Raw genomic sequence first — 21,695 nt, forward strand, 5'->3', positions numbered from 1 at the left:
TGTGATGAGCGTCATGTTTGTTTCATACCTATTTTTCATGCTTCATGAAAAATAGGTATTGTAATGAATGGTTAATTTTAATTTCCAAAATTATGATATTTATTTATATTAGGTTGAGTGTGCTTTATTTCTTTTTTTTTTATAATTATTGATTTTTTGCTGGGGACTGTTTACCAAACTCACCAGCCACATCCCGGTAATGTCATGGATAAAAGGGCGGTAAATGGCTTGCGTGAGTGGTTCGAAAATGTAATAGGATTAGATTATGATTAAAGGTAATAAAATCATTCACTTTACGTTATCCCGGCTGGTTAGAAGCGCGCTAAACAGGAAGTCTATGTATTAAAGTGAGTTACGAGGGAAACGAGACGGTAATTTATTTGACGATTGCATTCGGTGACCGATTAATCGGTCACCTTTAATCAGAGGGCAAATACACAAAGTTATTTACAAGTTTTATATCAATGTTGGATACGAATATTGCAACTATTGAAGTGCCCATATATGATTTTTATATTTTTTAAATATTGTATTAGAAACCTTCTAAAACAATTTTCCCTTTTGCTTTGCCGGATTCAATCAACTTATGTGCATACATTAAATTTTCAGTATTTATTTTTCCCAGGTTCTGATTCAATGTGCTTCTAATTTTTCTATCATCTACAAGTTGCGCGACTTCTTGTAAGAGATTTTTCTGCATTTCAATATCATCAGTTTCAAACATGGAACGCGTGAACATGGATTCCCAATGCACAGAGATAGATTTTCTCTTAAATGGCATAATATCAAATAATGCCGGATCGTCGATTAGGCTTAATTTTCCTTGAGGGGCAATCAGTGCGACAATTTGCTTAACATAAGTTTCTGTATGATTGGTTGAAAATACGTATTTTGGTTGTTCTAGCTGTAATGATTTAATCTGCGCATTGAGATCTTTAGTATGATCAATGACATAATCCGCGCCCAGTGATTTAACCCAAGATTTCGTTTCTTCTCTGGATGCTGTGGCAATAACAGTGAGATTTGTTTTTGCTTTTAGCAGTTGAATAGCAATAGAGCCTACACCGCCAGCCCCGCCAATAATTAAAATATTCCCTGATTGCTCTGCGGATATATTGAAACGGTCAAATAACACTTCCCATGCCGTTATTGCTGTTAAAGGTAATGCTGCTGCTTCTGCATTAGAGATTGTCTTAGGTTTAAGACTAATAATTCTTTCATCTACCGCTTGAAATTCTGCATAGCTCCCATCTCGGGTTAAGTCTCCAGCGTACCAAACTTGATCGCCGACTTTAAAATGTTTTACGTTAATGCCGACCGCAACAATTTCACCTACAGCATCCCATCCCAAAATATGTAATTTATCTAAGGGAATATCACCCCTTCTTACTTTAGTGTCTACCGGATTGACAGATATTGCTTGGACTTTCACAAGAACATCACGTTCTTTCAAATTGGGTTGTGCTTTTTCAATATCAATTAATGGGTTTTTAAACGTATTATCAATACTGGTTATATATGATATTGCTTTCATCGGCTTATCCTCTTGTTTTGTTTTTTTAGTTTAACTAATATTCCAAAATAAGTTATACCGACAAATTAGTCATATAGTGACCAAAAGGATACTATTGCAATGGGCAAACTTAAACATTCTCGCTTTAATTGCACTCCCGGATGTTCTGTGGAGGCGGCAATTGGGTTACTTGAAGGTAAGTGGAAAAGTATTATTCTTTGGCATCTACTCTGTGATGATGTATTGAGGTTTAGCGAACTGAAAAAGAAAATTCCGGCAGTGACACAAAAAGTGCTGACCCGCCAATTACGTGAACTTGAAGAAGATAAAATTATTATCAGAAAAGTCTATGCGCAAGTTCCTCCGAAAGTTGAATATCGGCTCTCAGATCTAGGTATTTCATTAACGCCTATTCTTACTGCTTTAAAGGAATGGGGAGATAAAAATATAAGTTTGTATGGAAAACCAATTTAGCTGTATTCAACATCATGTAGCTTAAGCGACTCAGCGCTTAAGCTTTTAACTGACAAAACTATTCGAGCCGTCAAAACGCGTTATTTCCTATCGTAAAAAACACCGAGTACTCGCTTGATTTCCCCTGCAATTGTATGAAGTTGAGCCGATGTCACACTGCGTATATCAGCTTCGATTTTTCCTTCATTCGCTTTATATTCCCGGAAGTAAATGGCAATTTTTCCTTGCCGGAGTTGTGCCAGAATATCGAATGTGTTTGCGCCGATTAACCGTTCATCAAAAGTCATTTCTGTTCGGGCGATATCGCGGCCTGCACTGTCCCAGACAACTTTAGCGGAAACTCCGGCAATACGGTTCAATATCTCAATGAATGGTGCCATTCTTGCAGCCATCTCAGCACCTGTTTCTTTCGTTTGATGAAGATAGTTTTCGATAGCCAATGTCAGGCCGAGAATGCCTTCTTTGCCGATCTTCATGGCACGCCCGATCCCGTAACGCTGCCGTTTAACCCAATTAACATAAGGTTGCTTGCCCATCACCAAGCCGCTGGTAGGCCCTTCGATGGCTTTTGCCCCGCTGTAGATAACCAAGTCAGCCCCTTGCTGATAATAGAGGGTTAAATCCTCTTCGGCGGCGGCATCCACTATCAAGGGTACATGATGTGTCTGTGCAACCTGAGCAGCTTCCGCTACAGTCAGCATGCTTTTTTGGACGGCATGGTGTGATTTGATATAGAGGATCGCAGCGGTTTGTGGTGAGATTTTATTGGCAATGTGCTTGGCACTGCATTCATTGGCAAAACCCGCCTCAACGACTTTACCGCCTCCCAATGTAATCATGGTTTCAACAGGCGCGCCAAAATTGACGTTATGCCCCTTGGGCAGAATGATGTCACGAGGAATTGTTGGTTCTGAATAGGGGTTGAGCAACCGTTCATCATTATCTTGGCAGATCACCGCCGCAACGGATTGGGCTATTCCCGCAGAGGCACAAGACACAACAACAGCACTTTCTGCATCAAGTAACCGGGCGATGTAGTCACCGGTTTTTTCTACCAAGTCGTCCATCTCAAAATAGTGTTTCAATCCTTCCGTGACTTGATTGATAACCGGTTCGGCAGGCGTTGAAACACCCAGCGCCGTCATACGCCCGGCTGCATTGATCACTTGGCGCAATTGGTATTTCTCATTGAGAGAGGTCATTGATAGCACTCCTTTCCACAGCTGTATTTCTGACAGTCAGATCTATTGCTGCGGTGTTTTTTGTCACGGCGTCTGTCATGGTGATATGAGTACCGGAGACAATGGCCGCAACGGGGATAAATTGCTGCGAGCCGATTCTGACTTGCCCTTCCGCATCGACAAGCTCGATACGTTGGTCTTTGAGTTCAAATATCGTGATATCGGCGTCACATCCCCGTTCCAATCGTCCTTTTTGTGGCAGATGCAGCAAATTCGCCGCGTTGATTGTTACACAATTTAGAATGTATTCAGCAGGAAGCCCCAAGTTGAGGAATTTCGTCATGACACTGGCAAGGCTGTAGACCGGCCCGCCAACCCGGTTTCTTTGATAGATATCGGAACTGATCATATGGGGGTGGGCGCCGAATTTGATGGCTTGTTCTGCAACGGAAAAACTGAGGCTCTCCGTCCCATGACCCACATCCAAAATCACCCCCCGGGCCAACGCGTCTTGGACTGCGAGTTTTAGCTTGCCGGTAGCGTCAAGAATGCGGTTTGGCTTGCCATTAAAACAGTGGGTAATGATATCGCCCTTGGTCAGCTGCTCGACCATTGCGTCCAGATTGGGAGGGGGATTGCCAATATGTACCATCAGTGGCAATCCGTTCGCTTTCTGCATGATTTTGGCTTTCAGCAGGGGCAAAAGCCCATTTCCGCCAATGACGCTTTTACTCATGCGTGCTTTTAGCCCGATGACAAAGCCTTTGTGTCGTCTGACCGCATCTTGCAATTGTTCATTGTCAATGCTGTTCATGTCAGCCAGCTCATTTTGGCTGCTGATACCTGTGCGGGCGATATTCAAAAAGGCATAAACTTGGGTTTTGGCCTTGCGTGACACAGCATAAAAATGGTCGATATTATCAGCTCCGGCACTGCCGGCATCCACCACCGTGGTGACGCCACTGGCTATACCAATCAAATCCGGTTCGTCAAAATAGAGAGGGGATTGTGGGTAACAATGGGTGTGGGCATCTATCCATCCGGCGCTGATGTGATAGTGTCCATGTAAATCAATTTCCTTGATAGAGTTTTGGCCCGTCGCTGCGAAAGGGCCAATGGCGGTGATTTTTCCATCATTGATGACAAGATCAACGATAGTCCCATTGATGAGTTTGCCTTGTTTGATAATTAGGTCATTCATGAGATACCTGCCTTTGATATGAGTTATGCTGCGACAGGGAAAAAGTAGCCGAGTACCATCGCTCCCAGAATTGCTCCGCCCGCTACGGGCTTTCTCCACAGATAAAACAGTAGTGCGCCAGCCAAAGAGCCAAGGCCGATTGGGATGGATGCCGCCATTGCCGCCAGAATGATAAGGGGGCCGAGGAAGCGGCCAGAGGCATTTCCTGCACCCATCATGACATCGGCACCGAAGGTGGAATTGCCCTGTGCTACTGTGAACTTACGGGTGAAGATAATAATCAGGCCAATGGCTACCCCCAGCAGCATGCCTGTGAGAAGCGATGCCCAGAAATTCGTGACCAGAAAATCAAAGCCACCCGCCAGCAGTAGCGCAGGAATGCCCAAGCCAACGCCAGTTTGCAGTGCTCCCCCGATATCAAGGATCCCGACCAGCGACCCTTCAACAACACGGGCAAACAGAAAACTGGCACCGAATGCGGCAACAGCGCCATAAACACCCGTATCGATGCCGGAGCGCAGCATGGCGACAAACGCCACTTCATTGAATGCGCCAAATCCATACACCACATACATATGTGTGCCAGCAAAAATTCCCGCAGACAACAGGCCGACAAACAGGGGAAACGTCCACTCGGCGTACCAAAAATCGTGTTGTTTCAGTTCATTATTCATGATTATTTCCCGCTTATAATTTGATGGATACGGTGCAGCCAGTTTGGTGCATCCAGCATGAAGGATTGCAGGAGTTTCAGATCGAATTCACGGAAGAAGCCGCTGAGGATGAACAGTAAAACGACAGCGACCAGCATGGTCAGGGTGATTTTATTCCAGCCGCTGTCATCGACGCCTTTGCCTATCAGGATCCCCAGCACCAAGCCGGGAATGGCATTGCCCATGATAAGCTGGGCACAGCCACCAAACAGGGTGGCCCAGAAACCGGAACGGCGCCCGGCATCGATTGCGGCGAGCCAGAACAGTACAGGCATGACCGTATTGACCAGCAAATTGGCGGCGGGGACAAGCACATGAGCGGCAGTGGTTTGTAAAGCAGCAGGCACGGCGGACGCAGTGGTATTCAAGAATGCCACCACCAGCGCTCCGATTACCCCGCAGGCAATCGCCATTTTTTTCGGGTTATGCAGCGTTTCCGCGACGTTGCGGTTTTTGAGCATCAAAACGGCGGCACCCCAGTTGGGAATGATGCGGTGATCTACATCCTGAGTGAATGCCCCTACGGCGACGGATGACGCCCAAGCGTTAAAGAAAAAACCAAGACCAAAAGAGAAGTGGGAAGCGGGATCGCCTTCACAGGCATTAAGTTCGCCTAACGTACGAAATGCCCCCATGCCCTGAACGGTCGGGGCGTGGAACATTCGTGCCGCTCCGGCTCCGAGGCCAAAACCACACAGCCCTCCGATAATCAAAGACATGCCCAGTATTTCGACAAAAGAGGCAGCAGTATTCATTATTTTTCCTCCCTATCATGGCTTGCCGGAATAATATTTTTTTTCGGCGTGGCCCTGTTCGGATAAAACAGATGATTTGGATGAAGCAAGTGGTTTGGGTAAAACAGAGGGATCGGATGAAACAGATTCTTCGAAAGAGATCGCCTGAACATCCAGTGAAGTGACGCTGACGTCAACGTCCAATACGACGGAATAGTGTTCACGCCGACGAGGCAGAAAAAAGAACAGGAATTTTTCGGTTGTCACTTTGCAAACAGCGCTGACGATGGAAATATCTTTCGGTTCAATGCGCAGGATAATGTGGGAAGTTCCTTGCAATACCGTGCGTTGCACTGAATTTAAAGCATCAGCGATGGCCTTCTGGCGTGAATCACCGGAACCGCTGACTCGTACGGAGGTTTCAAATGATTCTTTCATGATGTTTCGCTCCGTTTTTTCATGAAGGCACGCACAAGGCGCTCACCCAGTTCGGCTTTGTCCATAAAACCAAATCCGAGCACAGTACAGCTTTCACGGATTGCCGTTTCGCCTTCTTCGATGGAGCGCATGCCATGACGGACGGAATAGCCATATTTATTCTGTGCCGTGATAGCACCTGCGCCACCGCTGCCACAAAACGAGATCCCGATATCGGCTTGTTCTTGGTGCATCACATCACCCAGTTTCATATCTGCCGCCATGCCCGGAATCACAATTGCTTTGCCGCCCGCAGCTTCAATGCCGGCAGCAACGTTTTGCCCCTTGCCCAATCGATCCCCAATAACGACGACAACTTGTTTATTGGCAGGTTGCTTATCAACAGGTTGTTTTTGGATAGATTGCTCTTGAATGGATCGCTCTTTAACAAACAGTTTGTTGCCCATAGATTCTGCCTCCACATCATTAAGGATTGGAACGCGCAATTTCAAAATGTACTGACAGCAAATAAACCTCTTCAACAGCTAGTTCAGGCAGAATTTCAACGACTTGTGCCGCCAGTTTTATGGACTCCGGAGATATCTCATCAAACAGAGAAAGATCCACTTCCGGTAAGGATTCTCCGGTCTTGGCTCTCATAACCATTGCTTTAACATGGGATGCCAGCATCTGTTGCTGGGTTGGTGTGGTATAGGCGCCTTCTGCCGCCAGCCATTTGTCGATAAGCGTAAGCAACTCTTGGCTCATCGTATCGGGATCAATTTTGTGATCAGTTGAGTGATCAGAGATGTGATCAACAGTGGCTTTCGTCATATTGAAACGTATGGAGGAGTTATTCATAAAAAACCTCTCAGTCAAATTGATCGCGACAAATCACGCAGTGCCGCAAACAAATGCCGTTTTGTTTGCTGAAATCACCTTATCGATTTTATTTCTGGTTTTGGAGCAAACTAATTTCCGTTTCAAAGTGGAAATCAATTAAAAATAGGGGGGAGACATGCGTAATTGTGAGGTTTTTAAGTGTAAAAATGAGTAAAAATAGAACAATGTAATTTTCTGATCCTTTGAATGCGGTCACATTAAACCAACGTGCATTCTTTTGATAAACGCTATCTGGCTCTGCCAAGGCTGTCTTTAGCGATTAACTGAAAATCATCGAAATTTCGGCTGTGCAGCAACCTTTTAGTGGCTTTTTCCCTGATAAATGTCACAAACAGGTCGTAAATCGACATGGCTTCTTCATAATCTTCTTTGCTGATTGCGAGCAGAAAAATGACATTGGCTCGTTCTCTGGTTTCCTTATTCCATTCGACGCCCTTGGGGGCGAGGATAGTCACAACAACTGTTTTGAGTGCCAGTAATCCCAGCGTATGCGGCAGGGCAATATTCTCTCCCAGCAAAGTAGAGACAATGGATTCCCGTTCAATTAACGAGGGGTAGAAATCATCGTGAATATAACCACCCAACTGTAATTTTCGGCAGACTTTTTTGAACAGGGCTGATTGCGTTATTTCTTCCTTGATCACCATAAAATAACGATGGTCAAAGAAACGCTCCAGAATATAAGCACGTGATTGGTCTGCCAGTGTCAGTTTCCCAACTAGTTCTAACTGATAAGGGGTAGGAAACGGGGAAATTCTGGTGATGGGCTTATTTTTATCGGAAAGGGGCAGGGTTGTAATAACGAAGTTTTCCTCGACATAAGCCAGTTTATTATATTCATGGAACGACAGAGCGCGTTGGATCTTGAGTTGCGGAAATTGGCGGGCCACTTGCGCTTCAATCATCCTGCGTATTGCGTTGCCGGCATCGGAGACAAGCAAGACAGGAATCGCGCGCTTGTGGCCTGTGCCGTAATGGCGCTCCAGCCCAACAGCGATATGCACAGCCAGATATCCCAGTTCGTTTTCATTAATGACGCCGGGAAGCTGGTCTTCAATGCGGGCCAGTGCGCTGACAGTGATTTCATAGGCGAAGGGATGATATTGCCTGATATCCGCCAACAACGGGTTTTTTGAGCTGATTTGATGCTGCAACCGGCTGATTAACAAACTTAAATGTGCGGCCAGATCATTTCTCAACTGGTTGTCATGGCGTAAATCATAGTTATATGACTCATTGATATCATTGAGTATTTTATCAACCCAACCCAGACTTTCACGCATCCTGCAAACCGGGTCGTCATGTTGGGGAATACGTTGTGCCGCGATTTGCGTGGCGAGATAGTGGATTTCTGCCAGCGGCATCTCACTATCTAAAAAAGCAGCCAGCGCTGCCGAGATTTCCTCGCTCGCCTGCTGTATGACGTTATCTGGCTGATCAAGCGGGTTATATGCCATTGGACGAGACTGACAAAGGCGGAGCAGAGACACCGCACAGTTGAATACCAAATATTGGTGCCCTTCATCGGTAAGCTGGATATTCAACCGACTAAGGCTGTTTTGCAGGATTTCTGCAATAGCAGCCAGATCGATATGGGCGAGCACACCCATATTGAATGGATGCGATGGCAGCTCCATTCCCTTTGCATTGTGGTGCAACAATTGATGCAACAACGTGTCTGTCAGACAGGCCCGAATCAAACGTTCGTCACCATTCAGCCGAGTGCCCAAGCGGGGAATGCTTTCCAGCCGCAGGGAATATTGGCTGAATATTTCACGTATTGTGCCCATATCATGCTGTAGCGTACCACGGCTGATGCACCACGCCTCGGCGATATCATCCAGTTTGATGGGATGGGTTGCCAGCAATAATTTCAGCAGCAATGCATCAACACGATCGCGCGCAGTGCGGGGGATCGTCTGGATCACGTTCTGCTGTTTTGGCAGGGAGGAAAACAGCAAGTGATCATCAATATGGAGAGCGTAACCTTTCCCGCGTTTATAAGCGATCTTTGCCCCATAAAGATGCAGGACATCATTTAGTGTACTGATATCCGTGCGAATGGTACGGCTGGAGACACTAAAGCGCTTTGCCAGCTCATCTTGCGGCAATCTTTCAGCCTGAATCACCTCAAAGAGTTGGGCAAGGCGCGGATAGGGAAACAGAGCCATGTGGATTTCCTGACGCGGTTATTTTTCTGTTTTGATATCGATGATCATTTCAATGGCGCCACTGCGTAAAAAACGTCGTTGAGCCGGGACAGCATGGATAGCTTGGCTAACAGGCAGGAGAGGGATGCCTGCTCCTAAGAATACAGGAATACTGGTGATAAACAGTTGCTGTAACTCCCCTGCGTCGGCAAAATTGGCAGCGGTTTTCCCTCCGCCAATCACCCAAACATCTTTGCCTTTGGCGGCGTCCCTTGCTTTAGCGGCAATCTCTTTGGGGTGGCCTTGAGTGATGGTGGCATCAATATTGGCTGGAATACTTAAGTTTCTCGATGAAAGAATAAAAGAGGGAATGTTTTGGTATGGCCATTCACCTGCGGCATTCTTCATAATCCACTCGTAGGTTCCTGCCCCCATAATGGCGGCACCAATATTTTTATAAAATTCCTCATAAGGAGTGGCGTCATTACCCAGTGGAGATGCATATAGCCAGTCTAACTCATGGTTTTCAGTAGCAATGTAACCATCCATTGTAGCGGCGACATAATAAATGAGTTTTGACATATTTTTTCCTTATTTTATTTTATACGTAGGGCCAATCAGGGGGATTGTGATACTTGATTGGATAAAAGTAATACACGTAAGCTAATTTATGACTATACCAAGAAGAGAAAAAACATTCTGTCTTTTTACGTTATCTCTCCCAAAAAAAGAAAGAGGAGAAAGAGAAAATAAAAAAACATTTGTATTTATTCGGGGAGTTAGGATAACAAAATTATATTGTGTATTAATTATTATTTGTTTCTTGTGGTGACTTTCTCATGATTTAAGTATTGTAATTTTTAAGTGTTGTAGTTTTTGGTAATTTAGTTAACATTTATATTTGGTAGCATAATATAAAACAATATTCATTTAATGTTCAAAAATAGGATGTGACTCACTCGACAATAATCGTATTTATTTATAGAATTTTTCTATTATAAAGTCGTTATCTCTTCAAAAAATTTATTGCATGAGTGTGTTTTTATCGCAGGCTCAAAAAACCTATAGTTTTTCTGATATACCCAATGGGTTTCAAGTTGCATCGAGGCGGCAAGGGAATAACAGATTTGTCGGGAACGAACTTGCCCGTCCAAAGGCTGGCTAGAGGTCAAAGGGCAGGAACTGCTCAGTCACCCCCGGAACATAGATACCGTATGTTTATAAAAATGATGACCGGAGTGAATGAGCACGCCAACAAAGAGGCAACTTGAAAGACGAAAGGTATAGTTATCTTAGATAAGAGATCATGTATGAGACTTTTATTTTTTATTTTTTTGACTTCATTTTCTACGACTGCTTTTTCACAGCAAAGTGATCTGAGTTTCAGCGCTTGGGAGAAAAAAGGCGGCTGGGGCATCTATAATAAAAAACCTGACAGCCATTTTAACCCGTTGAATGTCAAAAAATATAGAGATGGTTATTTAATTTCATTTAGTTATATTATTGGCTTGTTTGAATTTAAGAATGTAAATAATAAATACTGCCTTATCGGTTATAAATGGAATGCAACAAAAGAACATAAGGAACATAAAAGCGTTATTGTATTTTGGGAAAACGCTAATTATTTGATTGATTGGGATTTACCTGATGAAAAAGTGGAAAACCGTTACAAGGCTATAATATTTAGTAAACCCTTTATTGATATCAATGAATCAGTTGTTCCTTATAAGGAAATAGAGGGAGAGCAATTTTTATGGGCGAAAGAAGGGGTGATGCAAGTGATTGATGACTGCGAGCGGTATGGGCAGAAAATCACGATCACACCAGCGGAAGTGCTGAATATTGAATAATTTTATTTGAATAACCTAAGCTGAAATAATTTTATATTAAATAAATCAATATTAAATAATTCAAGGATAATCCATTAAAGATTAAACAATAGAAAGCCTGCCCGTGAGCTACGGGCATTGTCGAAAGACTTAATTTTTTCAACACGGTGTCATTCTTTAAGACATTACAGCTTATTTTTCGGCACAAAATCTTGGCTAAAGACCAAGCGTTTGCGGTCAGGCTCAATCTCTGTCAGCGGTTCAACTTCTTTCAGTGTTTCTTTGCAGCGTGTTACGAGCGTATGGTATTCACGGGTACTGACGCGTTTCCATTCCAGCTCTTGCTCTGACAAATCACGCAGGACACGGGCGGGAGAGCCGATTATCAGTTTATTGGCCTCGAATTTCGCTTCAGCCTTGATAAACGCCATGGCACCGACAATGCAATTTTCGCCAATTTCTGCCCCATCCATAATTACTGAGTTCATGCCAATCAGTACGTTGCGGCGGATCTGGCAGGCATGCAGGATTGCCCCATGTCCGATGTGCCCATTTTCTTCAACGATTGTATCTTGCTGGGGATAACCGTGTATTACACAGTTATCCTGAATGTTAGAACCCTCTTTTATCACCAGACGCCCGAAATCTCCGCGCAGGCTAGCATTAGGGCCGATATAGACATGCTTGCCGATAATGACGTCACCGACTAAAACGGCAGTAGGGTGAACATAGCTGCTTGGGTCAATAACTGGGGTCAGGTCGTCAATCTGATAGATTGGCATGATTTATTCCTCCAAAACGTTGGTAGTAAACCGCGGCGGGTTGGGGCAACTGACCAATGGTCGTTTCACAGCGTTCGCTGACGTAGCGCGTAGCCCCAAGATCAATGTGCTGATAAATATTTATACACAAGTTACGGGCGATTTGCCCTTCCCATTGTGCGGGCAGCAAGGCATCTGGCAGCAGAGGATCACGCAACACCACGCGCCGGTAAAAGTGGATCAGTAACAAACGCAGTTGGAAACAGCGCTCTGGTGTCAGGTCATCTTGATGGCAATCCCGTAACAGGGCCATCAAGGGGCGAAAGGTGACGATAAATTCATGATAATGCTGTGATACCTGATCCAGTGCCCAACTGAGCGCTACACGTTCTTTCAGGCACTGCTCTGAACGGGGGTAAGGATAATCAGCACGGAAGTAGATGACGGAATCGCTGGCGTTGAGCTCGCTCAATAAAGCCGGGATATCGCTTTGGGAACTGCTTGGCGCAGCCATCAGTGTACTGTTGAGTTGACCGAACCCAAGCCAGCCCAGCACTTTTTTCAGGCGGGCGCGCTCGTTTTTGGGGGTACTTTCCAATAACAGCAGATCCCATTTTCCATCCCAGGCGGGTTGTCCATTGAGGTAAATTTTTCCCTCGGCATGACGAAACTGGCTCATGCCTTGCTCGGTAATGCGGTAATAGCTGCGTCGGCCTAATTTTTCGACCTCGAGCCAGCCTTCTTTTTGCAGGCGGAATACGGACGTCCTCACAAAACGATCACTGAAACCCATCGGTTCCAGCAAAAGACTTAAGCTGCCAAGCCAAACTTCGCCGCCTCGGTGGCTGAGTGCATCCCCATATAGGGAGATGATTAGCGATGTCCCGCTAATGGGTTGGGCATCAAGGGCATGCCGGATAAAGTCATCGAGTTTGTGTGTCATATTTTTCTGCAACCTGCTTAAAAGTGTGTCATGACATTAGCATAACTGTATAAATATACTTAAGGGAAGTGCATATTGTGTGACTTACGGGGGTTCAGAGGTCGCTCATCTGGGGGGATTCATTGCCTTCACAACCTTGCATTTTGGTTTTCTCAATGTCGCATAGTTACATTTAGTAAGAAACTTTCTTGAAAGCGATGACCGGAATTTTTCAGCGCTGCTTTGCTCGTTCCACGGTTTTTTTGAGGCAAAACGATCTGCATTTATCCGTTGTTAAAGACGCGCACCTTGCTATCAATCGCCAGTATGAACGAGTTGGTGTGTTTTTATCTGTTGTCTTAATAAGAAGTAAAAATAGGTAATCATCTGATTTTATTGAATCAGAGAAGTAAATCACAACTTTCCTGATGTGCTTTTATTTTCGCTGGTATATATAAATAATGTTGTTATATTTCGCCCTCAAGTGTACTAAAAATAGACAATAGTAATTTTATTACTAAATTATATTTGCTATTCAGATGATAACCAAGGAGTGGTACACCAAAAAATTATGGAGGGCACAAATGAGCAGGGCAATAGACAAAATTCACCAACTCTTTGACCGTTCCGGTCTGGTATTTACACTGGTTACGGAAAACTTACCTGAGCAGACTTTTGCGGTGGTCGATTTTTCTCTGAATGAAGCGTTATCAACCCCTTTCCGGCTGGAAGCAACACTGACCTGTCAGACTTCTGATATTAATTTTTGTGATGTTTTTGACAGGGATGCCGCCTTCACCGTTTATCGCAATGGGTTGGCTGAACGGCAAATTACCGGCATGGTGACGCATTTTTCACTGCAATCAACCGGACGCCATCGCAGCCACTACCATATCACCCTTCAGCCTGCTTTGTGGCGAGCATCACTGCGGGTCAATAGCCGGATTTTCCAGAATCAGTCCGTCGTGGATATTGTGGAAAGCCTGCTCAGGGAAAACGGCATACGAAACTATTTCTTTGCGCTGGGTTACAAACACCCGCCACGGGAATTTTGTGTTCAGTACGATGAAAGTGACTTGGCTTTTATCCAGCGCTTGCTGGCCGATGAGGGGATTTTCTACTACTTCACCTTCGATCAGGAACAGCACGAACAACGTATCGTATTTCACGATTCCTGTTTATCCCTCAATCAAGTGATTAGTGTTCCGTATCGCCCGGAGCCCGATGTCACCGGGGAAACAACCTGCATCCGTCACTTTAGCTGGTCAGAGCGCGTCGGGGTTGCGAATATCACAACCAAAGACCGGACGTTTAAAAACCCGCGCTGGAACCGGGAATTCTGGTATGAAGGGCGCAATCTTGATAACCAGCGCAGGCTGGACAGTTATCACTATTACGATTTTCCCAGCCGCTATAAAGATGATGAACTGGGGCAACGGGCAAGCCAGTACCGGCTGGAATATCTGCGCCGGGATACGCAGCTTGGCAACGGTCATGGCGACTGTTTTGCCCTGTGGCCGGGGCAATTGTTTAACCTGACCGATCACCCCAGAGCGGCTTTTAACGACCAATGGCAGCTCCTCCACATCACACATTCCGGGCGGCAACCACAGGCAGATGAAACCCAATCGGGCGAAGACGGCACGTGGCTGTCCAACCAATTTACCTTTACCACCCGAAAAAATACCTACCGTCCTTCCCCTTATCCAAAACCCAAAATGGAAGGCCCCCATATCGCCACAGTTGTCGGGCCGGAGGGAGAAGAAATCTTCTGTGACGAGCATGGACGGGTTCGTATTCAATTTGACTGGGACAGGTACGGCGAATTCAATGACCAAAGTTCTTGCTGGGTGCGGGTCAGTCAGGCCTGGGCCGGGCAATTAATGGGCATGATCGCCATTCCCCGCATTGGTCACGAAGTTCTGGTGGATTTTGTCCACGGCGACCCTGATCAGCCCATTATTGTCGGGCGGGCGTATCACGCCAACAACATTCCCCCGAACCGCCTGCCGATGGCGAAAACGCAGATGTCGATCCGGTCGAAAACCCATAAAGGCGAAGGATTTAACGAACTGCGTTTTGAGGATGAGAAAGATCGTGAAGAGGTCTTTATCCATGCGCAAAAAAATCTCGCCATTCAGGTGCGCAATTCACGGGGAGAGCGCATTAACTACGACCGCACAACCAGCATTGGTCATGATGATGAACTGGTGATAGCCAATAATCGCAAGGTCACGGTTGAGGGGCAGCAGGATCATAAAACCACCGGCAACTATATTGAACAAATTGACGGTGACCGCTCATTGCAGCTCAAAGGTGATTTAGCTGAAAAAATTCAGGGCGTCGTCAGTGTGGATGCGCAGGGCGATATCACCCTGCAAAGCGGCAGCAAAATTACCCTGAATGTCGGTGGCAACTTTATCGTGCTTCATGCGGGTGGCATTGATCTCAAAGGGGCTGCGATCAACCTGAATTCCGGTGGCAGCCCCGGCGATTTACTGGCGCCGGCCAATCCCGCCATCCTGCTTGCGGCGGCAAGTGAAGGTTCCATGTTTGTCGCCCATTGCCCAATGAAAGAAAAGGAGGCGCAGGAATGAGTCAGGAAAAACTCTACGCCATTATTGATGGTGCGGCAGAAGCCGATCTGTTTTTCATGCTGGAACGGTATGATCCGCCTTCCGCCTGCCTTTACGGTGAGCCTCTCCAGCCTGAATTGGTGGAAATTGCGCCTTATCTGGTGCAGGTGGATGAAAAAGTCAAAATCTGGCTGGAATGCCGCAAAACCCCGTGGGGGATCTTCGTCCACAGTAGCGCAGATATGAAAACCGTGCGCCAGCATTTACGGAAATACCTGCAAGTGCTGCTTCCCCAGCAGGAAAAACCGGTCTTTTTCCGTTTTTATGACCCGCGCAATATCTGGGATTTCCTTGGGGTATTGAGTGACTGGGAAGTGCACTGTTTTTTGGGGCCCATCTCACGTATTACGACCCTGTATCTTGAGGACGAGCGTACGGATAACTTTGCCAAGATAAGAGAGCCTTTTCCTGATAGTGCAACCAGCAAACGCAAAATGCTTGCCATCACAGACGTTCAATTGGAGAAGATACAGGCTATTTTCACAGAGCGTTATATTGAGAAACTAGCGGGTTTCATCCCTGAATGGCTGGAAAAAGCGCATTTTGATTTTATCCCTCATATCGACACCGTGGAATGTGCCCGACAATTTTTTGACTGGTTCAGTCGAAACGGCATTACGGATGATCGCAACGTTCGCGGATTACTCCAGCTCTTTATCACCCGACACTATCTCACCATTGATGACCTGCCGGCTGCGCTGCATTCCCAATTAACCGAATACAGCCAACCGGGGCATATGCGAGCCGAAAGCGTGTTAATTCAAGAATTAGGTCAAGTGCCTATTTAACAAAGACCTATTTAACTATAACAGGAAAAACAATATGGGTAATGCGGTCAAAATTGGTGATATCGGCACAGGACATGGCGATTGCTCGACAACTCCCGTTATTGCCGGAGCCAGCACAGTGAAAGTTGATGGAGACTATCTTGCTAGACAGGGGGATGCATTGGAATCCCATTGTTCACACCCAAGAGCAATCGCGGGAGGTTCCGGCTCCGTATTTATTGAGGGAAAACCTGCTGCCAGAACCGGAGATGCCGTTGACTGTGGTGGAGTCGTGATTGGCGGCGGTAGTGTGAATATTGGTTAAGGAGACAAAAAAATGACGTCGACAAAGGCAGGTTCTGCAATATGTGGTTGCGACAATCCGGATGATTGTACACATAGAATTGATGTGACATTGGATGGTAAAACGATGAGTTATCAACAGGGTTTATTTCCCTATCAGCTTCATTATGTTGTTGATAAGCCAGAGTTTACTGAAATACCTAAAGTTCCTATAACACTAAGCTCGAGCAGTAAAGGCTGTATATCACATAACTCAATGTGTCCGGTTGGACATTTATATAATGAAGAAAGTCAGCCAATTTCACAATTTTCCCCTAACAAGCCGTACTCGGGAATATTGCGTTATTCAAAAGAAACTAACCATTTTTTTGTTATTGATAATAGCCCGCTTATCCTTTTGCGTCGTTTTTTAGGCAAGGGTTTTTACTCACAACTAGATAAAGAAAGTTATTATGTTCAGGTTGATGAGTGTGCCGGAAAACCCTTAGTCGAGAAAACATTTAATGTATTTGACACTATTAGGAGAATAACGCTGGGGAATAAAACTATCCTCGGTACATACATTCATGTATATCTTAATGAAGCTCAAAAATTTAACGTTGCTATTGGAATGGCAGAAGAGATCAAGAAATATACCGAAGAGCAAAGGAAGAACCAACAAAAAGAGACCAATAGAAAAAGTGGATTGCGACATAAAGGCTCATATGGGTGGCGAAAAAATACAAAACCTTATGAGATTCGTAATGAATTAACCATTACCGGAGAAATTACTGCCGAAAAGGGCGCTGAAACACGGAGTTGGTCAAAAGAGCTTGAGTTTGAATTCAAAAAAGGCAAACAAAAATTAGACCTAATAGATACTGCTATTGATGGTATCGAAAAAATTAACAGTGTACTTGCATGTGGACATGATAAAGATAAATTTCGAGTTGCTAAATTAGATCTTGTCTATCCCTTAATTAATATTAGTGGCGGTTATAAACTTTCACACAGTGATAAATATCAACTCTTCCATAAATTTCATGCTGATATAACGGTAACACCATTAATAGGCTTAGAGCTACGTATTGATGTTGTACAAATATTTGCTGCTTACTATAAGCTTAATGAAGTCATCGCTGTAATACGTGAAGCGGGCGAAGAACATGAAAAAGAAATAAAGAAAGATAAAAATGGTGCATTTTATGGTGTACAGTTAGATTTAATTCTTAGTGGCGATTTAAGCGTTATATTTGGTTGGGAGTCTGATGATAAAGGAAGTTGGTCTTTTAAAAACGATGGCATATTAGAAGCAGGATTGGGAATTAGAGCTGAAACTAATATTCGTGGTGGTGTTCGTTATTATGCCCTTTATGGCTATTTTGATGCATCAGCACAAGTCTCAGCGAAGATGTTGGTCGCGCTGGAGTCCACAGAAAAAAATATGGAACTGGTGCTCTATCATGATGGAATTCAGGCATCAGCGAGTATTAAATATGGGGTAAGTATCCAAACAGAAGGAATTTATGATGGTAAATGGGATACGGAGGAAGAAAGTGAAGATAAACCTATTGAAAAAGATTGGATATTTCAAGAGCCACTACCAAGAGAAAAATCTCCTTACCGGATTTCTCTGGGGTAGCTTATTATTTTTTGTAATGCTAATGACAATAAAGTCTGCATCAGGAAAATCAACTATGGAGCATAAATATTTAGTTTCATTTAATACACAACGTAGTTTATGTGTTTTAAAAATTAACGGAATAGTAACTCTGGAAAATACAGCCTCACGAACAGGAACAGAATCCAGTGGTTATAATATATCCGCATTTTTAGAAAATGGTTCTAATACTGTTGAATTACTTATGGGGCGTAAGCCATTTGACAAAAAAACAGAAAAATTCCATCCAGAATCATGGTGTGACGTCACAATCAAAAAAGTTTCCTCTCATGGTGAGCAAGGGGAAGTGATCAGTAATATCAAATTAACTGTGGACAATAATGGAAACGTCATAACGAAAGACCCAATAAATTCAAATGAAAAATTTGATTACGCAAGCATGTCAATCAAAAAAGGAGAAGAAAATTTATTTGCGGCCCAAAAAACATTTTCGATAAATAATTTACCAAGCTGGATGTGGATAAAAGCGCAGCCAGTTACTGATAATGATTTACCTGCCATAAAAGAATTTTATCAAGAGATTAGTAATGCTTTTTCTCGTCATGATCTAGATAAAGTCTGGAAAATGAGCGAGCCAGCATGGGATGAGTGGGCTATAGCTGAGAACAGTAGTGCCAAGATATTTTTTGACTCTATGGATTTTGAAAGTAAATTAAATGATAAATTTGTTGTTAAGGAACCTGATTGGAAAAAATATAAGCTGGTTAGTTATAAAAATGGTAAATTATTTCGTTTAGAAAGAGGTGTGTTAGGTTCTTCACCTATAATTTTCCATAACAAAGAAAATAAAAAAAATTATCATTACAATCCCTATCTATCTATTATAAATGGAAAAATTGTTATCGCAAGATAATGACTTAATTTGGCTAACCAGTGATTGAAAATTCTGATTAGCCAAATTTAATCAATTAAGAAAATATTTAACTCAATGGGTTAAGAGCAACATAAAAATACAGAAGGCGTCAATAAACGTGAGTGGGTATTTCAAAAATCTCTTAAAAAAAACAAGTCGCCATTCAGACTTTTCCTGGCTTGGTTCTTTATTTTGTTTTTATATGTTATTCAGTAATCCTGCAACAGGAAAAAAGAATATGGAATATAAATACATATTATCCATGAATACTCACCGCAGTGTTTGTGTTGTTCGTCTTAATGAAATGATGGCTATGGAGAATGTGGATTCACGTAGTGGAACGGAGTCCAGTGGTTTAAATATTACTGCCTTTTTAGAAAATGGTAATAATACACTCTCTGTTTCAATGGGGAAGAAAGCGATTGATAAGGAGTTTAAAAAATTTAATCCTGATTCGTGGTGTGAAGCAATTATCAGAAAAGCATCTGCACATGACCAAGGCCAGATTGTGAGTTATATTAAGTTATCGGTAGATAAAAATGGGGATATTGTTATCCATACCAGCCCCAATCATATTGCCAACAATTCTTCTGATTTTGATTTTTTGGGGATGTCTAAGACCCGTGGAGAAAAAGGGCTATATCAAGCCAAAAAAATCTATCCTATTAATGGCTTGCCTGATTGGATGTGGACAAAAGCACGTTCTGTATCAGAGAATGACTTGCCTTCTATTAAATCTTTTTATCAAGAAATTATTGATACCTTTTCACATAATGACTTGGATAAATTATGGAGTATGAGTAAGCCTGCATGGGAGGAATGGGCTGTTGCTGATAATAGCAATCCAAAAATATTCTTTAATTCAATGGATTTTGAAGAAATGCTAAATAGCGGCGATTACATTATAAGAACAAAACCTGAATGGGAAAATTTCAGATTGGTCAGCTATAAAGATGGTCGTTTATTCCGCCTTGAAAAAGGAGCTTTCGGACGTTCACCTATATTACTTGATAATAAAATTACAGGCGACACTGCAACTTACAGTCCTTATTTATCCATTATCAACGGAAAAATCGTTATCGCAAGATAATGGCTTAATTTGGCTAATCGAAGTATTCAATAATGATTAGCCAAATGTTTTATTTTTACGATTAATCGCGGGAGCGATTGTCTATCACTCGAACGGCCTTTCCTTCTGAGCGAGGGATCTCGCCGGAGCTGACAAGGTTAATTTCTGTACTTAGCCCGGTCATGGATTTAATGTGATGACGCAATTGATGGCTGATATCGTTGCGTTGCTCTGCGCTAAATTGATCAGGCTCTTTCAGTTCGACTTTGACGGAGAGCCTGTCGTAATTGCCGATACGATCCACTTCCAATTGATAGTGCGGGGAGAGCTCTTTCATGCGCATAACCTGCTCTTCTATCTGTGAGGGGAAGAGGTTGATGCCGCGAATGATTAACATGTCATCAGAACGGCCGGTGATCCTGTCCATGCGGCGCATATTGCGTGCCGTACCGGGCAATAAACGTGTCAGGTCGCGGGTGCGGTAACGAATGATGGGCATGGCTTCTTTGGTTAAGGTCGTGAGAGTCAGTTCTCCCATTTCGCCATCGGCCAAATTATTCATGTTGTCAGGGTCAATCACTTCCGGGTAAAAATGATCTTCCCAAATAGTCGCGCAGTCAGCATATTCCAGTGATTCCATAGCGACACCCGGCCCGATGACTTCTGATAAGCCATAAATATCCAATGCTTTGATGCCCATACGGGTTTCAATCTCGTCGCGTATGGCATCACCCCAAGGCTCTGCACCGAAGATCCCGACGCGCAAGGAGCATTGGCTGGCATCCCCGCCCATTTGCTGTTCCAGTTCGTCCAGCAAGGTCAGGCAGTAAGACGGTGTCATCATGATAACGTCAGGTTTGAAGTCCTGAATCAGTTGTGCTTGTTTTTCTGTGTTGCCACCGGACATAGGAATGACGGTGGCTCCCAGCCGCTCTGCACCATAGTGCGCCCCCAATCCTCCTGTAAACAGGCCATAACCGTAGGCGACGTGAACTTTGTCTTTGGCGCTGGCGCCCGCAAAACGCAGGCAACGGGCGATGATCTCGGCCCAGTTGTCGATATCCCGCTGGGTATAACCCACGACCGTCGGCCGCCCGGTGACGCCGGATGAGGCGTGAATGCGCACCACTTGTTCCATTGGCACGGCGAAGGTGTCAAAAGGATAGTGTTCCCGCAGATCTTGCTTGGTGGTGTACGGGAATTTGCGGATATCCTCGAGTTGCTTGAAATCGCTCGGGTGGACACCCGCTTCGTCAAATTTCCGGCGGTACATGGGAACGTTGTTATAGGCGTGATTGAGCGTCCATGCAATCTGTTGTACTTGCCACGCCTGAATTTCGTCATGTGAGGCAAATTCGAGCGAGTCAGGATGTCGGTTCTGAAACTTATTCCGGTGTTGGGTCAAATGGTTATTGGAGTATGCTCTCAGGTCTTGTACGTTGTTGCTCATAATTGCCTGTCCTTTTGTTGGTGTGTTTGTAACAGGTTGCTTTTGTACGTATACCCTTTGTTTTTCTGGTTACAGCGTTGTTGGCTGTTCTTACTCCAGTTACTGTAATGCAAAAATTACAGCCAGTTATGCTCCTCAGGGAGCCGTTCCCTTGCCGCC

Annotated in this window: 20 protein-coding genes and 2 pseudogenes; 9 read left to right on the plus strand and 13 right to left on the minus strand. The window is 44.2% G+C overall.

Going from position 1 to position 21,695, the window contains the following annotated elements:
• Window positions 1-153: 153 nt before the first annotated feature.
• A pseudogene (locus FE392_RS01770) lies at window positions 154-273 on the plus strand (type II toxin-antitoxin system HicA family toxin); the annotation flags it as partial.
• A 259-nt stretch (window positions 274-532) separates the two neighbouring features.
• Here the strand turns inward: FE392_RS01770 and FE392_RS01775 are convergent.
• A complete protein-coding gene (locus tag FE392_RS01775) occupies window positions 533-1,534 on the minus strand; it encodes a zinc-binding alcohol dehydrogenase family protein (RefSeq protein ID WP_319928517.1) in 1,002 nt (333 codons plus the stop codon).
• Between the two features lie 99 nt (window positions 1,535-1,633).
• On the opposite strand from FE392_RS01775, the gene FE392_RS01780 reads away from it, so the two are divergent.
• Window positions 1,634-1,987 carry a winged helix-turn-helix transcriptional regulator gene (locus tag FE392_RS01780; RefSeq protein WP_319928518.1) on the plus strand — a complete coding sequence of 118 codons (354 nt, stop codon included), beginning with the start codon at window positions 1,634-1,636 and terminating at the stop codon, window positions 1,985-1,987.
• A gap of 80 nt (window positions 1,988-2,067) precedes the next feature.
• Here the strand turns inward: FE392_RS01780 and FE392_RS01785 are convergent, their stop codons facing one another.
• The 9 genes and pseudogenes from FE392_RS01785 to FE392_RS01825 all read right to left on the minus strand — a co-directional run bounded on the left by FE392_RS01785 (window position 2,068) and on the right by FE392_RS01825 (window position 9,868).
• Window positions 2,068-3,189, minus strand: coding sequence for a DgaE family pyridoxal phosphate-dependent ammonia lyase (locus FE392_RS01785; protein WP_319928519.1), 1,122 nt, complete (start codon window positions 3,187-3,189; stop codon window positions 2,068-2,070).
• The gene (locus FE392_RS01790) at window positions 3,173-4,369 is read right to left on the minus strand and encodes an amidohydrolase/deacetylase family metallohydrolase (RefSeq protein ID WP_319928520.1); all 1,197 of its coding nucleotides are present in this window, start codon (window positions 4,367-4,369) and stop codon (window positions 3,173-3,175) included. Before FE392_RS01790 ends, FE392_RS01785 begins: the two co-directional genes overlap by 17 nt.
• Before the next feature lie 23 nt (window positions 4,370-4,392).
• Window positions 4,393-5,043 carry a DUF4310 family protein gene (locus tag FE392_RS01795; protein WP_439153451.1) on the minus strand — a complete coding sequence of 217 codons (651 nt, stop codon included), beginning with the start codon at window positions 5,041-5,043 and terminating at the stop codon, window positions 4,393-4,395.
• Between the two features lie 2 nt (window positions 5,044-5,045).
• The gene (locus FE392_RS01800) at window positions 5,046-5,837 is read right to left on the minus strand and encodes a DUF4311 domain-containing protein (protein ID WP_319928521.1); all 792 of its coding nucleotides are present in this window, start codon (window positions 5,835-5,837) and stop codon (window positions 5,046-5,048) included.
• A 126-nt stretch (window positions 5,838-5,963) separates the two neighbouring features.
• A pseudogene (locus tag FE392_RS01805) lies at window positions 5,964-6,254 on the minus strand (DUF4312 family protein); the annotation flags it as partial.
• The gene (locus FE392_RS01810) at window positions 6,251-6,700 is read right to left on the minus strand and encodes a glycine-rich SFCGS family protein (protein ID WP_319928522.1); all 450 of its coding nucleotides are present in this window, start codon (window positions 6,698-6,700) and stop codon (window positions 6,251-6,253) included. The pseudogene FE392_RS01805 and the gene FE392_RS01810, both read right to left, overlap by 4 nt.
• A 19-nt stretch (window positions 6,701-6,719) precedes the next feature.
• Window positions 6,720-7,001 (minus strand): transcriptional antiterminator, encoded by a 282-nt coding sequence (locus tag FE392_RS01815; protein WP_319928714.1) that lies wholly within the window; start codon window positions 6,999-7,001, stop codon window positions 6,720-6,722.
• 362 nt (window positions 7,002-7,363) lie between these two features.
• On the minus strand, window positions 7,364-9,307 hold the full coding sequence (locus tag FE392_RS01820; RefSeq protein WP_319928523.1) for a BglG family transcription antiterminator: 1,944 nt from the start codon (window positions 9,305-9,307) through the stop codon (window positions 7,364-7,366).
• 18 nt (window positions 9,308-9,325) lie between these two features.
• On the minus strand, window positions 9,326-9,868 hold the full coding sequence (locus tag FE392_RS01825; RefSeq protein ID WP_319928524.1) for a dihydrofolate reductase family protein: 543 nt from the start codon (window positions 9,866-9,868) through the stop codon (window positions 9,326-9,328).
• Between the two features lie 728 nt (window positions 9,869-10,596).
• Between FE392_RS01825 and FE392_RS01830 the strand changes: the two genes are divergently transcribed.
• Entirely contained in the window at window positions 10,597-11,136 is a 540-nt protein-coding gene (locus FE392_RS01830) for a hypothetical protein (RefSeq protein ID WP_319928525.1), read from the plus strand.
• A 164-nt stretch (window positions 11,137-11,300) separates the two neighbouring features.
• Here the strand turns inward: FE392_RS01830 and paaY are convergent, their stop codons facing one another.
• Both paaY and paaX read right to left on the minus strand, forming a co-directional pair.
• Window positions 11,301-11,897, minus strand: a complete 597-nt coding sequence (paaY, locus tag FE392_RS01835; RefSeq protein ID WP_319928526.1) for a phenylacetic acid degradation protein PaaY — start codon at window positions 11,895-11,897, stop codon at window positions 11,301-11,303.
• Entirely contained in the window at window positions 11,878-12,819 is a 942-nt protein-coding gene (paaX, locus tag FE392_RS01840) for a phenylacetic acid degradation operon negative regulatory protein PaaX (RefSeq protein WP_319928527.1), read from the minus strand. The genes paaY and paaX overlap by 20 nt, the downstream gene beginning before the upstream one ends.
• A 563-nt stretch (window positions 12,820-13,382) precedes the next feature.
• On the opposite strand from paaX, the gene FE392_RS01845 reads away from it, so the two are divergent.
• The 6 genes from FE392_RS01845 to FE392_RS01870 all read left to right on the plus strand — a co-directional run bounded on the left by FE392_RS01845 (window position 13,383) and on the right by FE392_RS01870 (window position 20,107).
• Entirely contained in the window at window positions 13,383-15,395 is a 2,013-nt protein-coding gene (locus FE392_RS01845; protein ID WP_319928528.1) for a type VI secretion system Vgr family protein, read from the plus strand.
• The gene (locus FE392_RS01850; RefSeq protein WP_319928529.1) at window positions 15,392-16,222 is read left to right on the plus strand and encodes a DUF4123 domain-containing protein; all 831 of its coding nucleotides are present in this window, start codon (window positions 15,392-15,394) and stop codon (window positions 16,220-16,222) included. The genes FE392_RS01845 and FE392_RS01850 overlap by 4 nt, the downstream gene beginning before the upstream one ends.
• Window positions 16,223-16,256: 34 nt before the next feature.
• Window positions 16,257-16,526 (plus strand): PAAR domain-containing protein, encoded by a 270-nt coding sequence (locus tag FE392_RS01855; protein ID WP_319928530.1) that lies wholly within the window; start codon window positions 16,257-16,259, stop codon window positions 16,524-16,526.
• 12 nt (window positions 16,527-16,538) lie between these two features.
• Window positions 16,539-18,125, plus strand: a complete 1,587-nt coding sequence (locus tag FE392_RS01860; RefSeq protein ID WP_319928531.1) for a hypothetical protein — start codon at window positions 16,539-16,541, stop codon at window positions 18,123-18,125.
• Between the two features lie 55 nt (window positions 18,126-18,180).
• Window positions 18,181-19,017 carry a hypothetical protein gene (locus FE392_RS01865; protein ID WP_319928532.1) on the plus strand — a complete coding sequence of 279 codons (837 nt, stop codon included), beginning with the start codon at window positions 18,181-18,183 and terminating at the stop codon, window positions 19,015-19,017.
• 118 nt (window positions 19,018-19,135) lie between these two features.
• Complete coding sequence (locus tag FE392_RS01870; RefSeq protein ID WP_319928533.1) at window positions 19,136-20,107, plus strand: hypothetical protein; 972 nt, start codon at window positions 19,136-19,138, stop codon at window positions 20,105-20,107.
• 61 nt (window positions 20,108-20,168) lie between these two features.
• On the opposite strand, the gene paaK is transcribed toward FE392_RS01870, so the two are convergent.
• The gene (gene paaK / locus FE392_RS01875; RefSeq protein WP_319928534.1) at window positions 20,169-21,536 is read right to left on the minus strand and encodes a phenylacetate--CoA ligase PaaK; all 1,368 of its coding nucleotides are present in this window, start codon (window positions 21,534-21,536) and stop codon (window positions 20,169-20,171) included.
• Window positions 21,537-21,695 lie beyond the last annotated feature (159 nt).

The sequence above is a fragment of the Xenorhabdus santafensis genome, assembly GCF_033949405.1.
Classification (GTDB): domain Bacteria; phylum Pseudomonadota; class Gammaproteobacteria; order Enterobacterales; family Enterobacteriaceae; genus Xenorhabdus; species Xenorhabdus santafensis.

Coding starts and splice junctions, on each gene's coding strand:
- FE392_RS01775 (WP_319928517.1), bottom strand. CDS start 1,534: ATGAAAGCAATATCATATATAACCAGTATTGATAATACGTTTAAAAAC.
- FE392_RS01780 (WP_319928518.1), top strand. CDS start 1,634: ATGGGCAAACTTAAACATTCTCGCTTTAATTGCACTCCCGGATGTTCT.
- FE392_RS01785 (WP_319928519.1), bottom strand. CDS start 3,189: ATGACCTCTCTCAATGAGAAATACCAATTGCGCCAAGTGATCAATGCA.
- FE392_RS01790 (WP_319928520.1), bottom strand. CDS start 4,369: ATGAATGACCTAATTATCAAACAAGGCAAACTCATCAATGGGACTATC.
- FE392_RS01795 (WP_439153451.1), bottom strand. CDS start 5,043: ATGAATAATGAACTGAAACAACACGATTTTTGGTACGCCGAGTGGACG.
- FE392_RS01800 (WP_319928521.1), bottom strand. CDS start 5,837: ATGAATACTGCTGCCTCTTTTGTCGAAATACTGGGCATGTCTTTGATT.
- FE392_RS01810 (WP_319928522.1), bottom strand. CDS start 6,700: ATGGGCAACAAACTGTTTGTTAAAGAGCGATCCATTCAAGAGCAATCT.
- FE392_RS01815 (WP_319928714.1), bottom strand. CDS start 7,001: ATGAGCCAAGAGTTGCTTACGCTTATCGACAAATGGCTGGCGGCAGAA.
- FE392_RS01820 (WP_319928523.1), bottom strand. CDS start 9,307: ATGGCTCTGTTTCCCTATCCGCGCCTTGCCCAACTCTTTGAGGTGATT.
- FE392_RS01825 (WP_319928524.1), bottom strand. CDS start 9,868: ATGTCAAAACTCATTTATTATGTCGCCGCTACAATGGATGGTTACATT.
- FE392_RS01830 (WP_319928525.1), top strand. CDS start 10,597: ATGAGACTTTTATTTTTTATTTTTTTGACTTCATTTTCTACGACTGCT.
- paaY (WP_319928526.1), bottom strand. CDS start 11,897: ATGCCAATCTATCAGATTGACGACCTGACCCCAGTTATTGACCCAAGC.
- paaX (WP_319928527.1), bottom strand. CDS start 12,819: ATGACACACAAACTCGATGACTTTATCCGGCATGCCCTTGATGCCCAA.
- FE392_RS01845 (WP_319928528.1), top strand. CDS start 13,383: ATGAGCAGGGCAATAGACAAAATTCACCAACTCTTTGACCGTTCCGGT.
- FE392_RS01850 (WP_319928529.1), top strand. CDS start 15,392: ATGAGTCAGGAAAAACTCTACGCCATTATTGATGGTGCGGCAGAAGCC.
- FE392_RS01855 (WP_319928530.1), top strand. CDS start 16,257: ATGGGTAATGCGGTCAAAATTGGTGATATCGGCACAGGACATGGCGAT.
- FE392_RS01860 (WP_319928531.1), top strand. CDS start 16,539: ATGACGTCGACAAAGGCAGGTTCTGCAATATGTGGTTGCGACAATCCG.
- FE392_RS01865 (WP_319928532.1), top strand. CDS start 18,181: ATGGAGCATAAATATTTAGTTTCATTTAATACACAACGTAGTTTATGT.
- paaK (WP_319928534.1), bottom strand. CDS start 21,536: ATGAGCAACAACGTACAAGACCTGAGAGCATACTCCAATAACCATTTG.